Source organism: Pseudomonas sp. TTU2014-080ASC (genome assembly GCF_001446935.1).
In the GTDB taxonomy this organism is placed as follows: domain Bacteria; phylum Pseudomonadota; class Gammaproteobacteria; order Pseudomonadales; family Pseudomonadaceae; genus Aquipseudomonas.
The window spans coordinates 124,202-138,327 of record NZ_LKKK01000014.1 but is presented as its reverse complement, the minus strand read 5'-3'; the positions used below and the strand labels follow the sequence as shown (position 1 = coordinate 138,327).

At 56.1% G+C, this 14,126-nt stretch carries 14 protein-coding genes; 9 read left to right on the top strand and 5 right to left on the bottom strand.

The window, feature by feature from the left end:
• Window positions 1–59: 59 nt before the first annotated feature.
• From AO726_RS18345 to AO726_RS18330, 4 genes are all read left to right on the top strand, one after another.
• Complete coding sequence (locus AO726_RS18345; protein WP_058069556.1) at window positions 60–1,241, top strand: MFS transporter; 1,182 nt, start codon at window positions 60–62, stop codon at window positions 1,239–1,241.
• Window positions 1,242–1,344: 103 nt separating this feature from the next.
• A complete protein-coding gene (locus AO726_RS18340; RefSeq protein ID WP_058069555.1) occupies window positions 1,345–1,950 on the top strand; it encodes an outer membrane beta-barrel protein in 606 nt (201 codons plus the stop codon).
• Window positions 1,951–2,009: 59 nt separating this feature from the next.
• A complete protein-coding gene (locus AO726_RS18335; RefSeq protein WP_058069554.1) occupies window positions 2,010–2,687 on the top strand; it encodes a response regulator in 678 nt (225 codons plus the stop codon).
• Window positions 2,688–2,731: 44 nt separating this feature from the next.
• Window positions 2,732–4,030 (top strand): ATP-binding protein, encoded by a 1,299-nt coding sequence (locus tag AO726_RS18330; protein ID WP_275044106.1) that lies wholly within the window; start codon window positions 2,732–2,734, stop codon window positions 4,028–4,030.
• Window positions 4,031–4,040: 10 nt separating this feature from the next.
• On the opposite strand, the gene AO726_RS18325 is transcribed toward AO726_RS18330, so the two are convergent.
• Entirely contained in the window at window positions 4,041–5,039 is a 999-nt protein-coding gene (locus tag AO726_RS18325; protein WP_058069552.1) for an AraC family transcriptional regulator, read from the bottom strand.
• A 349-nt stretch (window positions 5,040–5,388) separates the two neighbouring features.
• Here AO726_RS18325 and AO726_RS18320 point away from each other — a divergent pair, with 349 nt between their 5' ends.
• The 4 genes from AO726_RS18320 to AO726_RS18305 all read left to right on the top strand — a co-directional run bounded on the left by AO726_RS18320 (window position 5,389) and on the right by AO726_RS18305 (window position 10,490).
• The gene (locus tag AO726_RS18320; RefSeq protein ID WP_058069551.1) at window positions 5,389–6,723 is read left to right on the top strand and encodes a dicarboxylate/amino acid:cation symporter; all 1,335 of its coding nucleotides are present in this window, start codon (window positions 5,389–5,391) and stop codon (window positions 6,721–6,723) included.
• Between the two features lie 274 nt (window positions 6,724–6,997).
• The gene (locus tag AO726_RS18315) at window positions 6,998–8,638 is read left to right on the top strand and encodes an AMP-binding protein (RefSeq protein WP_082629185.1); all 1,641 of its coding nucleotides are present in this window, start codon (window positions 6,998–7,000) and stop codon (window positions 8,636–8,638) included.
• Between the two features lie 28 nt (window positions 8,639–8,666).
• Window positions 8,667–9,848, top strand: a complete 1,182-nt coding sequence (locus AO726_RS18310) for a CaiB/BaiF CoA transferase family protein (RefSeq protein ID WP_058069549.1) — start codon at window positions 8,667–8,669, stop codon at window positions 9,846–9,848.
• Between the two features lie 99 nt (window positions 9,849–9,947).
• On the top strand, window positions 9,948–10,490 hold the full coding sequence (locus AO726_RS18305) for a cupredoxin domain-containing protein (RefSeq protein WP_058069548.1): 543 nt from the start codon (window positions 9,948–9,950) through the stop codon (window positions 10,488–10,490).
• A gap of 39 nt (window positions 10,491–10,529) precedes the next feature.
• On the opposite strand, the gene AO726_RS18300 is transcribed toward AO726_RS18305, so the two are convergent.
• The 4 genes from AO726_RS18300 to AO726_RS18285 all read right to left on the bottom strand — a co-directional run bounded on the left by AO726_RS18300 (window position 10,530) and on the right by AO726_RS18285 (window position 13,183).
• On the bottom strand, window positions 10,530–11,063 hold the full coding sequence (locus AO726_RS18300) for a cytochrome b (protein ID WP_058069547.1): 534 nt from the start codon (window positions 11,061–11,063) through the stop codon (window positions 10,530–10,532).
• A gap of 21 nt (window positions 11,064–11,084) precedes the next feature.
• A complete protein-coding gene (locus AO726_RS18295) occupies window positions 11,085–11,579 on the bottom strand; it encodes a SprT family zinc-dependent metalloprotease (RefSeq protein ID WP_058069546.1) in 495 nt (164 codons plus the stop codon).
• Window positions 11,580–11,728: 149 nt separating this feature from the next.
• A complete protein-coding gene (locus AO726_RS18290) occupies window positions 11,729–12,328 on the bottom strand; it encodes a Yip1 family protein (protein WP_058069545.1) in 600 nt (199 codons plus the stop codon).
• 249 nt (window positions 12,329–12,577) lie between these two features.
• Window positions 12,578–13,183: a DNA-J related domain-containing protein gene (locus AO726_RS18285; RefSeq protein WP_058069544.1), complete on the bottom strand. Its 606-nt coding sequence runs from the start codon at window positions 13,181–13,183 to the stop codon at window positions 12,578–12,580.
• A 96-nt stretch (window positions 13,184–13,279) separates the two neighbouring features.
• Here AO726_RS18285 and ttcA point away from each other — a divergent pair, with 96 nt between their 5' ends.
• A complete protein-coding gene (ttcA, locus tag AO726_RS18280; protein ID WP_058069543.1) occupies window positions 13,280–14,104 on the top strand; it encodes a tRNA 2-thiocytidine(32) synthetase TtcA in 825 nt (274 codons plus the stop codon).
• The last annotated feature ends 22 nt before the right edge of the window (window positions 14,105–14,126 follow it).

Below are 14,126 nucleotides of genomic sequence, written 5' to 3'. Positions count from 1 at the left end.
TCGTTAGCTTGCGTGCTAATCTTCCGCCCAGGTCATCCACAGGCCTGCGTGAGTTAGCTATGTCATCTGAAGCATCTTCCCATCTGTTACGCGGCACTGCCGCTTACCGCCGGGCCACCCTGGCGTTGTTCTGTGCCGGTTTTGCCACGTTTGCGCTGCTGTATTGCGTGCAACCACTGTTGCCGCTGATGGCGGAGCATTTCTCCGTTTCGGCAGCTGGAAGCAGTCTGGCGTTGTCGTTTACCACGCTGACACTGGCGTTCTGTCTATTGATATCCGGTGCGTTAGCAGAAAGCTGGGGGCGTAAGCCTGTGATGGTGGCTGCGTTAGGTGCGGCTTCATTGCTAGGCATTGCCTGTACGCTGGTAGACAGTTGGAGCCACCTGCTGTGGCTGCGGGCATTGCTGGGGCTGGCCTTGAGCGGCTTGCCTGCGCTGGCGATGGCCTATGTGGGGGAAGAGTTCGACCCGCAATCGCTGCCCGCTGCGATGGGGTTGTATATCGGCGGCACAGCCTTGGGCGGCCTGTTGGGGCGGCTGATTGCCGGTTTGCTCAGTGATATTGGCGGCTGGGAGCTTGCATTAGGCGGTGTTGCAGGGATGGGCTTTGTCGCCCTGGCGCTATTTGCCTGGCTGCTGCCGCCGTCGCGGCACTTTACGGCTCAATCTCTTTCGCTTCGTGGGCTGTCCGCCAACTTTGCCGGGCATCTGCGTAATGCCGCGTTGCGCAGGTTATTCTTGCTGGCCTTTTTGTTGATGGGCGGCTTTGTGGCGATGTTCAATTATGTGGGCTTTCGCCTTGCCGGTGCGCCGTTCAACTTGTCTTCCACGCTGATCGGTTTGCTCTTTACGGTCTATCTGGTCGGTATCTTCAGCGCTGGCTGGGGCGGCAAGCTGGTGCCGCGCTTGGGCGCTCGGCGCGTGTTGCTGGGCAGTATTGGCATCATGCTGCTGGGAGTCGGCCTGTGTGCCACACCGTGGTTGAGTATGGCGGTTGCCGGTCTTGCGCTGTTTACGCTTGGGTTCTTTGCTGCCCATGCGGTGGCCAGCGGGCAGGTGGGGCAGCAAGCAAAAACTGCTAAAGCCCAGGCCTCAGCGCTGTATTTGTTTGCCTATTACCTGGGTTCTAGCCTGATCGGCTACGCTGCCGGGTACGTTTGGGAACATGCGGGCTGGCTGCCGATGTTGGCGGTGTTGGCGTTGGTATTTGTGATTGCCGGGGTGAATGCACGAAAGGTTTGATTCGTTCAGCGTAGGTTCAGGAAGGGTTCAGGGGCTGTTCAGGTTGCATTGGGCAATATGGATTCCGAGTTAGGCAAACAGCCCAATCATGGAGGAACACCTTATGAACAACACACTTGGCAAACTGGCACTGGCCAGCGCTCTGACATTTACCGCAGTAGCAGCTAACGCTGCAGACAACTTTGTCGGCCTGACCTGGGGCCAGACAGACAACAACATCCAGAAATCTTCTGCGCTGAATCGCAACCTTAATAATCCCAAGTTGGATAAGGTGATTGATCACACCGGCACTTGGGGCATTCGCGCCGGGCAGGTGACGGACACTCACCGTTACTACGCCACCTACGAAAACCTCTCAGACTCTGACAGCGGCCTGAAGCTGCGTCAGCAGAACCTGCTGGGCAGCTATGATGTGTTCCTGCCAGTAGGTGACTACAACACCAAACTGTTCGGCGGTGTAACTGCTGGTTTGGTAAAGCTGGAGCAAGAAAGCAAAGGTTATAAACGCGACAGCGACGTTGGCTATGCTGTGGGTTTACAGGCCGGTCTGCTGCAGGACATTAACCAGAATGCCTCGATTGAGGCCGGTTATCGCTACCTGCGCACTAACGCCAGCACCGAGATGGCTGCCCATGGTGCGCCTAAAGCGGGTTCGCTGGACCTGCACAGCAGTGGCCAGCTCTACTTGGGCGCGAACTACAAGTTCTGATCGGCAGTCCCAGATACTGGCCGGGGTAACCCGGCCATTCCATTTGCAGGAGGCACGACATGAAGTTGTTGGTGGTGGAGGATGAAGCCCTGCTGCGTCATCACCTCTACACCCGACTGGGTGAACAGGGACACGTTGTTGACGCAGTTGCAGACGCTGAAGAAGCGCTGTACCGCAGTACTGAATACAACCACGATCTGGCTGTAATTGATCTGGGCCTGCCGGGTATGAGCGGTCTGGACCTTATTCGCCAGTTGCGCAGCCAGGACAAAACCTTCCCGATTCTGATACTGACCGCCCGTGGCAACTGGCAGGATAAGGTCGAGGGTCTGGCCGCCGGTGCGGATGATTATGTGGTCAAACCCTTTCAGTTTGAGGAGCTTGAAGCGCGTCTTAACGCGCTGTTGCGGCGTGCTTCCGGCTTCACTCAGGCGACGATTTCAGCTGGGCCGCTGCTGCTGGACCTGAACCGCAAACAGGCGCTATTGAATGATGAGAATCTGGCGCTGACTGCCTTTGAATACCGGATTCTGGAGTACCTGATGCGCCATCAACAGCAGGTGGTGGCAAAGGAGCGGCTGATCGAACAGCTCTACCCAGACGATGCAGAGCGCGACCCTAACGTGATCGAAGTGCTGGTTGGCCGTTTGCGCCGCAAGCTGGAGGGACATCAGGACTTCAAACCCATTGAGACCGTTCGTGGCCAGGGCTACCTGTTTAACGAGCGCTGTCGATGAGACTTCGCCTGTCTTTACGCGCGCGCCTAATGTTAGGCGCAACGATGCTGGCCATCCTGTTTATGTCGGCGTTACTGCCAGCCTTGCGCGGCGCATTTGTGATCGCGTTGGAGGAATCCATCGAAACGCGCCTGTCTGCTGATGCCGTGGCGCTGGTTTCAGCTGCGCGCACCCAAGACGGCAAGTTGAAAATGCCGGATATCCTCCCGGATGAAGAGTTCGATGGGCTGGAGTCCAAACTGCTGGGTTTTATCTACGACCGCAATGGCAGCCTAGTCTGGCAATCCCGTTCGACTCTGGGCCTGAGTGTCGATTACAAACCCAGCTATGACGGCACCGACCATATCTTTCTGCGCGCTCAGGATGCCGATGGGCATGAGTATTACGTCTATGACGTCGAAATTGATCTGTTGCGCGGTAAAGCAGCTGCCTTCAGCGTGATTACCCTGCAGCCTGCCAGTAACTATCAGTCCATGTACCGCGAATTTGTCGATCAGCTCTATCTCTGGCTGGGCGGCGCTTTGCTGGTGTTGTTAGTGCTGCTGTGGTTTGGTCTGACTTGGGGGTTTCAGGCGTTGCGCGGGCTGAGCACCGAAATGGACGAAATTGAGTCAGGCAGCCGCCACAGTCTGAGTGATAACCACCCCAAAGAATTATTGCGCCTGACCGACTCGCTTAACCGCTTACTGGAAAGTGAGCGCCAGCAGCGCGAACGCTACCGCCACTCACTGGATGACCTTGCGCATAGTCTGAAAACCCCGCTGACTGTGCTGCAAGGTGTTGGTGATGTAGTCGCCAGTCAGCCGCAAAACCGTGAGCAATCGCAGATCCTGCAGCAGCAGATCGAGCTCATGAGCCAACAAATCGACTACCAGCTGCAGCGCGCGAGCTTGCGCAGAAGTGGGCTGATTCGTCACCGGGTGCCTGTGGAGCCCGCATTGGGCAATGTGTGTGCTGCGCTGGATAAGGTGTATCGGGAAAAACAGGTCAGCGTGACTCGCCAGGTTGCTGCAGATCAGCAGTTACCGCTGGAGCAGGGCGCGCTGTTGGAGTTGCTCGGTAACCTGTTGGAAAACGCTTACCGACTCTGCGTGTCACAGATCAGAGTCAGCGTCCGCAACCTGCCTCAAGGCTATGAGTTGGTGGTTGAGGATGATGGACCCGGTGTGCCGGAGCGCCAGCGCGACTTCATTCTGCAGCGGGGTATGCGGCTTGATGTACAGAACCCGGGGCAGGGTATTGGTCTGGCGGTGGTGCTGGATATTGTCGAAAGCTACTCGGGTGAGCTGTTTATCGAGCGATCTGAACTCGGCGGTGCTGCATTTCGCATGCGCTTTAGCTGAGCCACCTGGATCAGCTTTCCTGGCTGCGGTAAGCGCCAGGCGTTAGTCCGGTCCATTTTTTGAAGGCCCGGTGAAACGCAGACGGTTCAGAAAAACCCAGTTGTTCGGCAATGTCCTGGATCGCCAGTTCGTTGCGCCCCAAGTGATAAATTGCCAAGTCGCGGCGCAGATTGTCTTTGAGCTCCTGAAAGCTGGAGTCTTCCTCACGCAAGCGCCGACGCAGTGTCTGTGGGCTGGTGTTGAGCTGGCGGGCGACATTGTCCAGATCAGGCCAGTGATTACAGTCGCGGCCTAGCAGGCGGCGGATCTGGCTGACCAAGCTGTCACCGCCATCAGGCCGGGCCAGCAGATCGGCCGGAGAATGCTGGAGAAAATGCTTGAGCGTGCGCTCGTCCTGCAGCAGTGGCATATGCAGGTAGCGGCTGTGAAAGCACAGGCAGGTGACGGGCCTTGAGAATTCCCGCCGGCAGGGAAACAGCAGTTCGTATTCGCTAGCGTGGCTGGGCTCTGGGTAGGTGAACGTGGCTTCTTCAATGCGTACGCGCTGGCCAATTAGCCAGCTGCCGAGGCGATGCCAAATCACCAACAGGCTTTCCACCAAAAAATGGTCCGGGTCCCACAGGCTGGAGTCATCCACTGTCAGTCGTGCCCAGTCACCGTCCACATCCAGGCGAATGGCCGGTGCGTCCGGGAACAGGCTGTAGAACAGCGTGCCTCGGAGCAGGGCCTTTTCCAGCGTGCGACAGTGAATCAAGGTGTGGCACATCATGGCGAAGGTGCCGCGTTTGCTGGCGCTGCGGCCAAAGCCGAGATATTCGTCATCCAGGCTTTCCCACAACAACTGAATCAGCCGGGCAAACTGCTCCGGGGCGATACGCGCCCGTGGTTGATCCAGCAGCGCCGGTTGAATTCCGGCCTGACGCAATGGCGCGGCACAGTCGTGACCGTGGCGCTGGGGACCACGCAAGGCTGCGCGGACAAAGTGAATGGCGATGGTCCGTTCACGCATAGGATGAGCTCAGTGGAAGGCGGGTCGATCTTAGCCAGCCTATCCGTCCGGCAACAAGCGGCCTGTTGCAATCTTCATGGCTGCTGTGTGTGTGGAAACCCGCCAGTTCGGTCATGTAGTACGTGCGGAAATCCGCCAATTCAAATCGATTACATATCCCTTCATGTACCGCTTTAGTCCAGTAAATACGGGGGATTAAGTGGTTTTTTGTGCTTTGGCACAGGCCTTGCGATAGGCCCTGTAGCGACGCCCCTGGCGTTCTGAAACGCCTCTCTGACGCGAGAGATTGCACTTAATTCGGCGACGCAACATTTCCAACAACACCTGCGTGCCGCAGAGGATCACTGCAATGACTGACACCACTCTTGATGCTGCCCCACGCCAGCCGTTCTACAAAATGCTGTATGTGCAGGTGCTGCTAGCCATCACCATCGGTATTCTGCTGGGTCACTTTTACCCGGAAACCGCAGTTACCCTGAAGCTGCTGGGCGATGGATTCGTCAAGCTGATCAAAATGGTAATCGCGCCAATCATTTTCTGTACGGTCGTCAGCGGTATTGCCGGTATGCAGGACATGAAGGCAGTCGGTAAAACCGGCGGCTATGCCCTGATGTACTTCGAGATCGTCTCCACCATCGCCTTGGTCATCGGCCTGATTGTGGTTAACGTGGTTGAGCCAGGTGTGGGTATGCACGTAGACCCGGCCACGCTGGATGCCAGCAAAATCGCCAGCTATGCAGCAGCAGGTGAGCAGCAATCGACTGTTGGCTTCCTGCTTAATGTGATTCCAGGCACTGTGGTTGGGGCGTTTGCCAACGGTGACATCCTGCAGGTTCTGTTCTTCTCGGTCATTTTTGCCTTTGCTCTGCAGCGCATGGGCGACTACGGCCGCCCGGTGCTGGATTTTATCGACCGCATTGCCCATGTCATGTTCGGCATCATCAACATGATCATGAAGGTAGCTCCGATCGGTGCATTTGGTGCGATGGCTTTCACCATCGGCCAGTATGGAGTGGGCTCGCTGGTGCAGCTCGGTCAGCTGATGCTGTGCTTCTACATCACCTGCGTGGTGTTTGTTCTGGTTGTTCTGGGCGGGATTGCCCGCGCCCATGGCTTCAGCATCCTGCGGTTTATCCGCTATATCCGTGAAGAGTTGATGATCGTGCTCGGCACCTCTTCTTCAGAGTCAGTATTGCCGCGCATGCTGGCGAAAATGGAGAAGCTGGGAGCGAAGAAGTCGGTGGTGGGGCTGGTTATCCCGACTGGTTACTCCTTCAATCTGGACGGCACTTCAATCTACCTGACCATGGCTGCCGTGTTTATTGCCCAGGCAACTGATACACCGATGGACCTTTCGCACCAGATCACCCTGTTGTTGGTGCTGTTGGTGGCTTCTAAAGGGGCGGCGGGCGTGACTGGTAGCGGCTTTATCGTACTGGCAGCGACTCTGTCTGCTGTGGGGCATCTGCCGATTGCTGGTTTGGCGCTTATTTTGGGTATCGATCGCTTCATGTCCGAAGCCCGTGCCTTGACCAACCTGATCGGTAATGGTGTTGCCACAGTTGTGGTTGCCAAGTGGTGTAAAGAGCTGGATGAAGACACCCTGCAGCGTGAGCTGGCCAGTGGCGGAAGCACGCCACCTGTATCGCAGTCGCAGTCGCAGTCGCAGTCGCAAACAGTGTAACGACGCGCCTGTGCGCAGACGCAAGCCGCTGTCCTTTGGGATAGCGGCTTTTTTGTGCCTGACGCTTAGGTGTGAACCAATGGGTCAACCCAGCTGAGCGCATGAGTCATTGAGACGTGGCTGAGCGATATTTACTCTTCAGAAGATTCTGCAGACTGGCTGATGCATAGTAAGCACACCTGTACACGATCGACAGGCCTGCAGGAAAACAGCGCACCACAGGAGCAACAAAGTCGTCCTAACCGGCATACAACAATAAAACCGAGGAATGGCTATGACTTATCAACTGCCGCTGCAACGTCTGGCCCATTGGGTCAAAACAAAACCGGATTCCGTCTGGTTGAGCCAGCCAGTCAATGGCCTGTGGCACGATCTGACTTGGGCTGAGGTGGATGATCAGGCACGGCGTATGGCTGCTGCACTAAAGGCACTTGGCTGTGAGCCGGGCGATCGGGTGGCGTTGCTGTCAAAGAATTGCGCGCAATGGATCATTGCCGACTTGGCAATCATGATGGCGGGTTTGGTCAGTGTGCCGCTGTATCCGTTGCAGTCCGCTGAAAGCATTGCCTATGTGCTTGATCACGCGCAGGTCCGGGTCATCCTTGTCGGCAAGCTGGATGATGCTCAGAAATTGGAGGCCGGCATTTCTGAGCAAATTGTGCGCATTGCCATGCCGTATCCGACGCTGACGGCTCAGCACCATTGGGACGCTTTATTGGCAGCCCATGCACCTTTACGTGAAGTGCATGAGGTCAGGCCTGATGATCTGGCGAGCATCCTCTATACCTCCGGCACCACCGGTAACCCGAAAGGGGTCATGCTTTCGGTGCAGTCATTTGCATGGTCTGGCACGCAGTCGGTTGCAGAGCTGGGCATCAACGAGAACGACCAGTATTTCTCCTATCTACCTTTGTCCCATGCGGCTGAGCGGATTTTGGTGGAGGTCAATGCACTCTACAGTTCGGGCCGTATCGCATTTGTAGAGTCTTTGGACAGTTTTATGCGGGACCTGCAGCGTGTGCGCCCGACCATCTTTTTCTCGGTGCCGCGTCTGTGGACGCGATTCCAGCAGGGTGTGCTGGAAAAACTGCCTCAATCCAAACTGCAGCGCCTTTTGCGTGTGCCATTACTGGGCTCGCTGGTGGCCGGCAAAATTCGCAAAGGCCTTGGCCTGGATCGAGCGCGGTTTCTGGTTAGCGGTGCCGCGCCGATTCCAGCCGCGCTGCTGCAGTGGTATCGCAGCATCGGCCTGAACATCTGCGAGGGCTATGGAATGACTGAGCATCTGGCTTACGGCTGCTTTAACCGACCAGAGCAGATTCGCATTGGTACGGTGGGGCGGCCGATGCCGGGCCTGGAACTGCGCATTGCCGATGATGGTGAGATTCTATTGCGCTGCCCCAGCATGATGCAGGGCTACTATCTGGATCCGGAGAAGACTGCGGAAACCTTGCGTGACGGCTGGCTGCACACAGGTGACAAGGGTTCTGTAGATGCCGAGGGTTATCTGACTATTACCGGCCGGGTTAAGGACATTTTTAAAACCAGCAAAGGTAAATATGTCGCACCGGCACCGATTGAAGGCGAAATCGCGAAAAACCTCTGGGTGGAGCAGGTCTGTCTGATTGGCAATGGAATGGATCAGCCGGTCGCACTGATTGAGCTGTCACTTGCGGCTGCCGGGCAGAGTAGGGAGGCGCTGACACAAAGCTTGGAGCAGACCTTGCAAACCGTGAACGAGCGCCTGCTGCCCCACGAAAAGGTCAGCCATTTGCTCATCGTGAGTGAGCCCTGGACCACCGACAACGGATGCATGACGCCGACCATGAAGATCAGGCGCAACGTTCTTGAAGCTAAATTCGCACACGAGCCAGCGGTGCAGGACTCCACTGCGCTGGTCGTTTGGCAGGCATGAATAAACACATTGGAATAAGGAAGGTGTCATGAGTGGCCCGCTGTCTTCACTGAAAGTGCTGGATTTTTCAACTTTGCTGCCCGGACCGTTTGCGTCTCTGCTGCTGGCAGATATGGGAGCAGAGGTGCTGCGTGTGGAGTCACCGGGGCGCATGGATCTAGTGCGACTGCTGCCGCCCCATGCTGATGGTTTATCTACGAGTCACGCCTACCTCAATCGCAACAAGCGCTGCATCGCATTGGACTTGAAGAAAGCCGAAGCGGTGGCAATCGTCAAACAGCTGGTGGCTGAGTACGACATTGTCCTGGAGCAGTTCCGGCCCGGCGTGATGGACAAGCTGGGAGTGGGTTATGAGGCACTGAAAGCCATTAACCCGAAGCTGATTTACGTGTCGATCACCGGCTACGGCCAAACCGGCCCTTACAAGGATCGCGCCGGGCACGACCTGAATTATCTCGCTCTGTCCGGTCTGGCCAGTTACACCGGTCGCCGGGACAGCGGGCCTTTGCCGTTGGGTATTCAGGCGGCAGATATCGCAGGCGGTTCACTGCATGGTGTGATTGGCCTGTTGGCGGCGGTGGTCAATCGCCAAGTGACAGGGCAGGGCCAGCATGTGGATGTGAGCATGACCGACTGCGCGTTTAGTTTGCATGCTATGTCCGGTGCTGGTTATTTGGGCGCCGGGGTCGAGCCGCAGATGGAAAATCAGGCTCTCAACGGCGGCAGCTTCTACGACTATTACCGTACACGCGATGGTCGCTGGCTTTCAGTTGCCAGTCTGGAGCCGCAATTTATGCAGCAGCTGTGTGCGGTACTCCAGCGCCCAGACTTGGCGAATAAAGGCCTGTCGCAAAATCCTGAGGATCAAGCTGCGCTACGTCGTGAACTGGAAATTGAGTTTGAAAAGCGCGACTTCACAGATTGGACTCAACTATTCAGCCAGGTGGATGCCTGCGTTGAACCGCTGCTGAGCGTAAGCGAAGCCGTCGAGCATCCGCAGCTGAAGGCCCGTGAAGTGGTCACACAGGTTCCGCTTGCAGGGGGTAAGACACAAGCCCAGCTGGCCTGCCCGATCAAATTCTCCGCAGGTCTGGACGCTCCCCGTCATGTTGGTGCCGCACTGGGCGCGCATACCGTAGAAGTGTTGCAGGGGCTGGGTTACAGCGAGGAGCAAGTCGTTGCGCTGAAAGCGGCCAAGGTGATTGCTTAGGTGCTGCTATTAGATGACGAAAATGTAGTGTTGGAGTCATCCGGGCGGAATGATGGATTTTCTAGGATAGCGTCTCATTGACTGGAAATGAGGCTATCCATGACGTCCTTACCTGCAACGTTACTGATCGGTTTATTGATCGGCGGCACTACACAGAATGCTGCAGCGACCCAAGAGGCGAACAAGGCAGCCCAGGCCAACCCTATGGCTCGGGTTGTATTCGTCAAGCTGGATGACATCAGCAACGACCACTCAGTAATCAAGGTCTCACCGGGTGAAACGGTGCGCTTTGTGGTCAAGAATGAAGGCTCATACCTGCATGAGTTCAACATCGGCACAGCGGTTGAACAGCTAGAGCATCAGCGTGAGATGGTCGGTTTGTTCAAAAGCGGGATTCTGACCCCGACAGGTTTCTCAGACAAAATTGTCTGGCGAGAGCGCTCTGGCATGGGGGACTCTAATCCGCCAGGCATTCCTGAAGTCATCAGGGCGACCCATACGGATGCCAATGCAATCATGATTGAGCCGGGTACAACCAAGGAGCTGGTATGGACCTTTAATCAACAAGGCGCACTGGACTTTGCCTGTACGTTGCCAGGGCATTATCAGGCTGGTGAGCGAGGGCGTTTTGCAGGGGTGTGAGCTACATAGACCGGGCACCCTGAGGTGCCCGGAATAGGTTTAGCCGAGCATACGTGGAAGCACGTCTTGGCTAGGATCACGGCGGTGCAGTAAAGTCATCACGATGTGGCCGACGATCAGCGCTAGGAGCACCCAGCCCAGCAGGCTGTGGAAGTTGCCGCCCAGATCAACCATCCAGCCGTACGTCTGATCCGGCGTGGCGGCCATGATCTGTACGCCGAAGGCCTCAAACGCTCGACCAGAACCGAATTGACGAAGCAGGCCGATAAAAGGTACGGCCACCATCAATGCGTAGAGCGCCAGATGCCCGAGGCTGGCAACCAGGCTGACCGAAGCCGGACGCCGGCTGCGGTTGAGCACTGCCCACAGCAGTCGGATCACGACGCAGGCAGCCAGAAGCAGGCCTGCCGCTTTGTGAGTTGGCCAGAGAAAGCTGTCCAAAGCTCCTTCGTTGAAAAATTTATGCGCTAAGGCACTGCTGAATACCCAGGCGAAGCCTGCAGCCATCCCCCAGTGCAGAATCCGGCTAACGCTGTCGTAGGTTTGTGGTGTGTTGGTTGTTTCGCGGGTCATTCTTGACTCTCATTGTCAGGGCTATTGGAGGCGCTGTTCACCTGTGTAAATCAGCGTTGATTTACAGCGGCGACAGTAATAACGGCGTCCTTTGCTAACCAGTGCATGGCGTTGTGCGGAGAACGGGAACTCTCCATTTGCGCACGTGCAGCGGTAAATGAAGCGGGACACCTGGCGGCGCTCCACTTCATAGCTATGGCAGCGATCGGGCGGGAGCTCATAAACACCACGCATGATCAACTGCCACTCCTCTCCATGGGGTTGGATACGCGGTCCGAACAGATGATGGGCAATCATGTGAGCGACTTCATGCGCCACGGTCTGACGAATGAAGTCTTCCTGATTGGCCCGGTACAACTGCAAGTTAAAGCGCAGCTTGTTTTCAGTCAGATGCGCTACACCTGCTTTTTGCCCACGCAGCTTAAAACTCACTTCAGGGCGCGGGAAACGCTGCTTGAAGAAGTCTTCAGCTTGCGCATAACAAGCTTCTACACGGGTATGGATGTGTTCGGTCATACCATCGACGTCTGAATAAATCACAGGACCTTGTAGATTTAGCCGCAAGGTCGCGGCGGATTATGCCCAATCCGCTTGAGTCAGACAGCCCCAAAAAAGTACGAAACCACCGGCAGGTGGTTTCGTCGTGTTTCAGTACGGTGTGTTCATTAGCTGGTGTAGATCGGTCCGACGCCAATGCCCCAGAGGATAACTGAGCACGCGATCATCGCTACTAGCACTACCAAGCCGACAGCCAGCACTGAGCTTGAGAACATAAAACCTTCTTCATCCGGTATCCCCATAAACGTAGGAATGCCGACATACAGCAGGTACACGGTGTAGCAGATTGCCGCTGTACCAACGACCATCGCCAGCCACAGATGCGGATACAGTGCAGCCAAGCCGCCCACAAACAGCGGTGTGGCGGTATACGCAGAAAACACAATGCACTGGGTCAGATTAGGGCTGGCATCGTACGTGCGAGCCATCCAATGGATAAATGCCCCCATTACTGCGACGCCCGCCAGCATTGCCAGATAGGTCAGGACTGTCAGTTGCAGCGCGCTGGATTCAGTCAGCATCACCGGCGTACGGTCGCCAATGGCCCAGCCGACCTGGGTGGTACCGATATAAGCAGAAATTGCAGGTATGGCAGCAAGCACAAGAACGTGGGTCAGATACATGTGACTAATACTTTCCTCTTCGCCACGAATATCCTGCCACTCCTGATCGGGATGGGTGAAAAGCCCCCAGACATGATTGATCATTGCCGAGTCTCCTCTTCTTATAAATGTCACCTCCGGCAATGCACCATTCCATTCGTGCGCCGCAGGTCAGGGACGCTAGTGTGCGACCCTATGTCGCAGTATAGGCGCGGGTGATGAATGCGTTGGGTGGCGCTTAGAGCAAAAGGGAGCATCAACCGGCACGTTAATACTGACAGGCGTGGGCGTTAGCGCTGGAGTCATGGCTTGCTGGCGTATTTAGACTTTTCAGTACTGAAAAGCCTGGTGTTTTTATGCCACTGCAAAATGCCGATGAAGAATCTCCATCGCTTTGTTGATTGATTGTAGCCGTGCAGTCTGGCCGCCACGGTCCGGGTGATGCTCACTGACCAACTGCCGGTACCGGTGTTTGATGGTCTTCAGGTCCAATCCAGCGCTATCACTGGGCAGCCCAAATAACTCAAGCGCCGTCTGCACTTCCTGCGGCCCTGTGTACAAGCGCAGCCAGAAGTCGCGTAATAGGCGATCTACCTCGTCAGCGTCCGTACTGCTTAGATGAGCCGGGTCCAGATAGTAGGCGCGCAGAGCATCATGTTCAGCCAGTAACTGGCTGCCTGGTGCGTACGGCTGTAATTGAATGAGCAGGGGAGAGATGCTCAGGTTAGCCAGACCTGCCGACCAAAGTTGATCGCGTAAACGGTAGAGCGCGTTGAACAGCAGAAAGTGTGTGCGAAATAGGCCCAGCGAGTCTGAAAGCGGAAGATCAGGCAGCACAGCGGTTGCCGAAGCTTTAAGTTGCTGAATCAGCGCGTACTCGCTAAGCCCTTGCGGGGCCGCGCGCAGGTGTCGGTAGGCTTCGTTACACAGGCCACATTCAAACGCGGGAAAATCTTTCATCGGGCGAGATTAGCATTTGATGCGGATTGGGGTGGGGTGTTGAGTGCTTTCTGAGTAAAATGGTGCGTTTTCTCAGCTTTCGGATTACTGCGCACCATGGGCACCCTTTCGGTCAACCAGAACAAACTGCAAAAGCGCCTGCGTCGTCAGGCCGGCGAAGCCATCGCCGACTTCAACATGATTGAAGATGGCGACAAGGTTATGGTCTGCCTGTCTGGCGGTAAAGACAGCTACACCATGCTCGACGTGCTTCTGCACTTGCAGAAGGTTGCGCCGATCCGCTTCGAGATCGTAGCCGTCAACATGGACCAGAAGCAGCCGGGCTTCCCGGAGCATGTGCTGCCAGCCTATCTGGAATCCATCGGCGTGCCTTACCACATCATCGAAAAGGACACCTATTCGGTGGTGAAAGAGAAAATTCCGGAAGGCAAAACCACCTGCTCGCTCTGTTCGCGCCTTCGTCGGGGTACGTTGTACACCTACGCGGATGAGATCGGTGCGACCAAAATGGCGCTCGGCCATCACCGCGACGATATTCTGGAAACCTTCTTCCTCAATATGTTCTACGGCGGCACCTTGAAAGCCATGCCGCCCAAACTGCTGGCCGACGATGGCCGCAACGTAGTGATTCGTCCGCTTGCCTATTGCAGCGAGAGCGATATCGAAACGTATAGCCGCATGAAAGAGTTCCCGATCATTCCTTGCAACCTGTGCGGCTCACAGGAAAACCTGCAGCGTCAGGTGGTGAAGGAAATGCTTCAGGAGTGGGAGCGCAAGACTCCTGGCCGTACTGAAGTGATGTTCCGTGCGTTGCAGAACGTGGTGCCGTCGCAATTGGCAGACCGCAATCTGTTCGACTTTAAGAGTTTGAAAATTGATGAAACAGCCACGCCGCGTTTTGTCGATGTGATGAATCTCTGATTTCAGGGCAGAGGGATGCCTG